General features: G+C 47.1%; 5 protein-coding genes. 4 read left to right on the top strand and 1 reads right to left on the bottom strand.

Translation table 11 applies throughout. From position 1 onward, the window contains the following. Window positions 1-267: hypothetical protein (locus LLG96_02445; GenBank protein ID MCE5249060.1), on the bottom strand; the 267-nt coding region annotated here is incomplete at its 3' end. A gap of 522 nt (window positions 268-789) precedes the next feature. On the opposite strand from LLG96_02445, the gene LLG96_02440 reads away from it, so the two are divergent. The 4 genes from LLG96_02440 (at window position 790) to LLG96_02425 (ending at window position 6,577) form a co-directional block, all read left to right on the top strand. Next, the gene (locus tag LLG96_02440) at window positions 790-1,299 is read left to right on the top strand and encodes a hypothetical protein (GenBank protein MCE5249059.1); all 510 of its coding nucleotides are present in this window, start codon (window positions 790-792) and stop codon (window positions 1,297-1,299) included. Window positions 1,300-1,318: 19 nt separating this feature from the next. Further along, window positions 1,319-3,562, top strand: coding sequence for an SUMF1/EgtB/PvdO family nonheme iron enzyme (locus tag LLG96_02435; protein ID MCE5249058.1), 2,244 nt, complete (start codon window positions 1,319-1,321; stop codon window positions 3,560-3,562). Window positions 3,563-3,672: 110 nt separating this feature from the next. Next, window positions 3,673-5,391 carry a caspase family protein gene (locus LLG96_02430; GenBank protein ID MCE5249057.1) on the top strand — a complete coding sequence of 573 codons (1,719 nt, stop codon included), beginning with the start codon at window positions 3,673-3,675 and terminating at the stop codon, window positions 5,389-5,391. A 91-nt stretch (window positions 5,392-5,482) separates the two neighbouring features. Continuing rightward, window positions 5,483-6,577, top strand: coding sequence for a hypothetical protein (locus tag LLG96_02425; protein ID MCE5249056.1), 1,095 nt, complete (start codon window positions 5,483-5,485; stop codon window positions 6,575-6,577). Window positions 6,578-6,616: the final 39 nt, after the last annotated feature.

Raw genomic sequence — 6,616 nt, 5'->3', positions numbered from 1 at the left:
ATTATTTGTATAACCACGGGTGGAATCGTCGTATGATTCTTTCAGTGATGATACCAATGCTTTCATGGTATGCGCAAATTGTTCGATAACCTTGATTACTGCTTCCTCCTTGCTGTGACCTCTTTCAAAACATACATAGCGCCCATGACCAAGATAGAACGCTGAATCAAAATCCCAATCGGAATTTTGATTTTCCGCATGCGAACTCAGTGCTGAGCAGGTTATTACAACCAGGAAGGCGATAAAAAATAGCAGTTTAGTTTTCATTTGTCTGTTCCATTATTGAAGGTTATCCGATTGATACACATGATCAATATGCTTATTATGAACAGATATTACTTTCCTTAAAATACTCATTTATTAAAGAATATCAACTTGGAAACTGGCGCTTTTCCATTTATTCAGAACACTTTAAAGATGATACTTTCCTTTGCACGCCCAAAGGAAAGTATCCCAAGGAAAGGGCGCCCGAGAAAAGCCTTTTTCCCCGTCCATCGCCCGTTTTTCGGGAATGTGTGAACTCACGAGCCTTCGGCTCGCTCGGACAGCACCCATTCTTTTTCCGAAAACCGGTTGTGGACGAGGGGCTTTTCAACGGGTTTTTATTTCGCAGAATTCTGAAGTACTGGATCACTATTTATCAAATAATATCCGTACATTACTCCGTCTTGCGCGCCGTTACTCAGGCGGCCAGGAAACGTATGTATCGTGCTTGACAAATGGATTGTATTTCTATAATTTTAACAAGACATAATTATATAATTAAAGCCGACTTATAAAGGCTCCATATTGAGAGAAGCGAAGAAAATACTGAGCGTGTTCATCGCCGCTCTGCTGGGCATTCAGAGCATGGCTTTCGCGGCCGATGTGACGAACGTGGACTATACAGTCAACGGCAACGATGAGGTCGTGGTGACCTACGATCTCCGCGCTGACGGGCCGTGCACGATTCGTCTCGAGGTGCTCCGCGAAGACGATAAAAACTTTCTGATCGTACCCCGGACAGTGAGCGGCGACATTGGCCCGAACATCGAGCCGGGTCGCGGGAAACGGATCGTATGGCAGGTTTATAAGGATATAAAACGCCTGCAGGGCGATGTGTATGTTCAGGTTGTGGCGGAAGGTGGTGAAAGCTTATCAAGGCCTTCGACAACAATCCAAAAGAAGAAATCGAAAACGAAGTGGATTGTTCTCGGAGCGGTTGTAGCCGCCGGTGGGGTTGCTGCAATCTTGTTGGGAAGATCGGGACAGCAGGACGATTCAGGGACGGCATCGATAAGGGTAACTCTTCCGGAATGAAAGGGATTACGCGAACGGTATGGAATGGAAATTTATAACAATGCAAAGAATTTTTCTCATATTGTTGATGTTCCTTGTTTGCCTGTCTTGCAATGAGCGTAAGAATCCGATTTCCAGCGACTCCGAAGAAGGCTTTGTGGTGATACAAGCCACCTTTGTTCAAACGGGAGCGGCAAAAATTGCCATAGCCCCGACAGTCCGCGCGGATATTACATTCTATAATTCTGAAAACGTACAGATCGCATATTCTGATATGAGTGTCAGCGGCCGTGTGGTGTCGGGTACGGTAAAAATAAAGGCGGGATCGGGCATTAGAGCCGAGATGCATTGTTACGATGGATCAGGAAATCTTACGTATACAGGTTCTGCATATGATATTACTATAATAAAGGGAGAGACGAATACAGTTTACATTACGCTGACACCGAAGCAAGCGCCTGCAGCACCAAGCAACCTTCAAGCGGAAACAATTTCATTTTCAGAAATTAAACTGACGTGGAAAGATAATTCAACCAGTGAGCAGGGATTCATAATCGGAAAGAAGGAGGGGACAGGGAGCTTTACCTACTTGTCAGTAGACGCTGGAGTGACAACCTATTCTGATACATGGTTGAAATCTGATACCCAGTATACATTTCGAGTGCAAGCTTATAATTCCGCTGGTAACTCTGCGTATTCCAACGAGTCTTCAGCGCATACACAACCCGGTCCGAGTAACCTTCAAACGGAAACAATTTCTTATTCAGAAATTAAGCTTACTTGGAAGGACAATTCAAAAAATGAGCAGGGATTCCGTATCGAGCGTAAAGAAGGTTCATGGAGTTATATCGAAATCGGGATAGTAGGCACTGATGTGACGACTTATTCCGCGACTGGACTAAAATCAGATACCCTATACACATTCCGGGTGCGGGCATATAGTACCAATGGTAACTCTGAATACTCTAATGAGTCTTCGGCAAGAACTCAATATCAACCCCCTGCAGCGCCGAGTAACCTTCAAGCTGTAACAATTTCATATTCAGAAATCAAGTTGAACTGGACAGATAATTCATCGAATGAACAGGGATTCATTATCGAGCAGATGGAGGAAGGGAGCTTTGTCGAAATTGGGACAGTGGGTGCAGGTGTGACAACCTATTCCGTGACCGGACTGACAGCTGATACGCAGTATACATTCCGGGTGCTTTCATTTAATACCCTTGGAACCTCTACTTATTCAAATGAGTCAATTACTCGAACTCTAACCGATATTCCAGATTCACCGAGTAACCTTCAAGCTGTAGCAATCTCATATTCGGAAATCGAGCTGACATGGACAGACAATTCGACAAATGAGAAAGGATTTCGCATAGAAAGAAAAGAGAATTCTGGAGACTTTATCGAAATAGGTACAGTGAACGCTAATGCGACATCCTATTCAGTTAACGGGCTGAAAGCTAATACACAATACACCTTTCAAGTACGAGCGTTTAATAAAAATGGGTTATCAGGGTATTCAAACGAGTCTTTTACGAAAACACAAACCGGTGGCGTTTTAACAGTGATTTCAGGAATTTCAATGTTATACATTCATGGTGGAACTTTCCAGATGGGTGATATATCCGGCAATGGTTGGTATAATGAGCAACCAGTCCATACAGTGACTCTTTCAAGTTTCGAGATGAGTATTACTGAAGTGACACAAGGCCAGTTTGAAACGGTTATGGGTAGGAAACCATCAAGTTGGAAAGGATCCACGTTTCCTGTTGATAGTGTGAGGTGGTATGTTGCAATGTCTTTTTGTAACAAATTAAGCGATCAGGCAGGTCTTGAAAAGTGTTACAACGAAAGTACATGGTTGTGTGATTTTAATAAGAATGGATTCAGATTACCGACAGAAGCCGAGTGGGAATATGCGTGCCGTGCGGGGACGACAACAGTATACAACACAGGTGATAACGAAAGTGATCTTTCCAGAGCTGGATGGTATGATGGAAACAGTGGACTGGATACACATAGTGTGGGCCGGAAGACACCGAACTCATGGGGTTTGTTCGATATGCATGGGAACGTGTGTGAATGGTGCAACGATTGGTATGGATCATATACTTATGATAGCCAGATTGATCCCACCGGACCCTCTACTGGTTCCGGTAACAAGATATTACGTGGCGGATGCTATTGTAACTCTGCTGGAGCTTGTACTTCAGCATGTCGTAGTGAAACAAATCCTTCGGAAGAACACCAAAGCATAGGTTTCCGTGTCGTCCGCAGGCCGTGAACGGATTCACCATTCGAGCCAACGGGAAGATATGATACTTAATGAAGGCGTGTGAAACCAGCACAACGGCGTGAAAATATGAGAAAAGATACCAGAGAAGGAGGATCGACATGAGACCTCGAATTCTTGTCATAGCGGCTCTGTGCCTGCTCATACCTGGAGCGGCTCCGGCCGATACTACGGGGCGAAGTCAGGCGAAGAAAATGAATCTTTCCTACCAGACCCCGGATTTATCCATGTCGGTGACATTTCTCGATCCGGACAACTTCATGGATGCCGGGCAGGAGGCCGAGCTGGCGGTGGAAGTGAAAAACGGCGGCACGGGTAAGGCATATGATGTGAAGCTTTCGTATGAGGGGCAGCTTCCGAAAGGTTTGATGGTGCGTCCCTCTACTGCGGATTTCGGCACGGTTCAGTCCGGTGAGACTAAGCGCGCGGTGTTCATGTTGTCGGCAAGCGACGAGCTTCCACTGACCACGGCGGGTATCACCTTCACTCTCACAGAGGGATACGGGGCGAAAACGGCGCCGATGAAAGTGAACCTCGCCTGCCGAGCCTTTGTGCCTCCGGAACTCGTCGTGGCAGACAATCTCGTGGTGGACAGGGAAGGCGATACCTCGTTCGGTAACGGCAACGGGCGTGTCGAGCCGGGCGAAATGATCGCACTGCCGGTGCTGATCCAGAACATCGGGCAGGGATTTGCGGAAGGTGTCTCGGTTAAATTTGTCGGAGGGGGCGGTCTTCTGACCACGTCGCGTACCGAATTTTCGCTGGGCGACATGGAACCCGGTGCCGAGCGGCGTGTGGAGTTTTCCTTTTCGGTGCCGGAGAAGTACGACGGTCCCGCAAGCCTGCCGATAACGCTGGAAATTACCGAAAAGAAGGGGCGTTTCGGAAAAACGGCGGCCCTTCCCAAACCGGTGAAACTCAACGAGCGTGTGGCGGTCAATACGGAACTGAGAGCCCGGGAAGTGAATATCCAGGGACGAGTTTCAGCACAGAAGATGGATTTTGCACCTTCACGGTTCGAAAGTGGTATGGAATGGAATGTGCCTGTGACAAAGGTGAAGAACCGGCGCGCCGTTGCTGTGGTGATCGGGAATGCGGATTACAGGGGTGAGACTAAGGATGTTAACTACGCGGTAAACGACGCCCGGTTGATGAAGCGGTTTCTGACGGATGTGTTCGGGTATGAGGACGGCAATATAATCATGCTGGAGAACGCGACTTCTGCCGAAATGCGGGATATCTTCGGCATGGATGCCCCAGGACGTCTTCGTAATATCATACAGAATCCCGCCGGGACCGATGTGTTCATATATTACAGCGGTCACGGGGCGCCGGACCCGGGCACTAAAAAATGCTATTTCGTTCCGGTCGATTGTGATAATACACCCTCGTCCCTGCGTAACAACGGTTACCCCGTTGAGCTGTTGTATCAGAAGCTCGACGAGATTGGAGCGCGGTCGACGACTGTGGTGATGGACGCCTGTTTCAGTGGTGTGAGTGAGGCGAGCCCTGTGGTGATTGATGTTGTCGACCCGGCCCAACAGTTGAAAAATGGAGCGGTATTCACATCCTGCGCGAAAGAAGAAATTTCAAGCTGGCATGCGGAGTCACAGCACGGTCTGTTTACCTATGTGTTTCTGAGAACCGTTCGCGACATGGTGGAATCGGGAGCGAATACCATAACCGCGGGCGATATTTATAAGGTGGTGAGCGATAAACAGGAAGGCGTACCGTTTTATGCCCGGTCATTGTATAACGGCCGTCCGCAGAATCCCCAGTTCAAGGGCGACAGGGAACGGATACTGGTGAAACTGAAATAGCTCATGCGGTGACAGGTATAAAGGAGCGGAATTGAAGTTCTCAATGAAAACATCAGGCATGTTTCTTGTAACATTTTTCTGCTTATGGAGCATGTCATTTGCGGCCGATGTGACGAACGTGGACTATACGGTCAACGGCAACGATGAGGTCGTGGTGATCTATGATCTCCGCGCGGATGGTCCGTGTACGATTCGTCTGGAGGTGCTCCGAGAGGATGACTTGAATTTCCTGATTGTGCCCCGCACGGTGAAGGGTGATGTTGGCCGGGATGTCGAGCCGGGCCGCAGAAAACTGATCGTCTGGCAGGTATATAAGGATATCAGGCGCCTGCAGGGTGATGTGTATGTTCGGGTTGTGGTGGAAGATGAGCATGTCAGGAAAGTGAAAGAAAAAAAGGTGACGGATTCGACAAGCAATGCTTTCGACAGCTCACGATGGCAGCGCGGTATGGAAATGCAGGAGAGCGAACGAATAAATCTTATCAAAAATCTGTATAATTATTCTTATAATGACTCCACAAAAAAAGCATCAGTTGCCCTCCTGGAAGGCATTTTTGACACCCCGACAGTTTATTATTCAGAGGGATCGGCCGCTTTCGGGATACCGTTGTTTATTAAAGGCTATTATCTGTTTGATGATATTACCGGGAAGAACGAACATTTTTCACTGTTTGCCGGTATCGGGCTGCTGTCAAACGGTGTATATTTTGAGCGTAAAAAATCCCTGCTTATTGACTATGCCTCGGTACATACAGGATTCATGGCATTTACAAGCAGTCATACATACCGTTTGATATTCGATATTTCCGCAGGTCTCATGGTGGATTATCCGCTGAAAAAAGACTATTACTTCTTTGGAGAAATTACGAGAGAACAACCGATAGAGAGGTATAAAAGCGGTGAAAAACAGTTCGAATATAAAAGACCGTGTATCACCGATGGCTGCTGGGTTCCTTACATGGTCAAGATCAGTTTTGAAAGACGAATTCTCCAGAAAAGCTATGTGGTGCTCCAGACCGGGTGCTGGTATGGTTTGAAACACAACTGGTATTACAAGGACGAATTGGACAATTTTATCCATACCGGTGCGAACGAGCCTTATCCGCTCGATTACGAAGGTCTGCCGGATTCTCCCTATATAGAAGGGTTTGTCCCGTTTTTCAGTCTCGGTTTCCGGTTATTTTAACCCGCAGGCTTAACCAGACCTATTCATAAAATTTAATAG

It is taken from the genome of bacterium (genome assembly GCA_021372535.1).
Classification (GTDB): Bacteria; Latescibacterota; Latescibacteria; order Latescibacterales; family Latescibacteraceae; genus JAFGMP01.
Note: the sequence above shows the minus strand (reverse complement) of the source record. Positions and strands in the feature narration are given on the sequence as shown.

Coding starts and splice junctions, on each gene's coding strand:
- LLG96_02435 (MCE5249058.1), top strand. CDS start 1,319: ATGGAATGGAAATTTATAACAATGCAAAGAATTTTTCTCATATTGTTG.
- LLG96_02430 (MCE5249057.1), top strand. CDS start 3,673: ATGAGACCTCGAATTCTTGTCATAGCGGCTCTGTGCCTGCTCATACCT.
- LLG96_02425 (MCE5249056.1), top strand. CDS start 5,483: ATGTCATTTGCGGCCGATGTGACGAACGTGGACTATACGGTCAACGGC.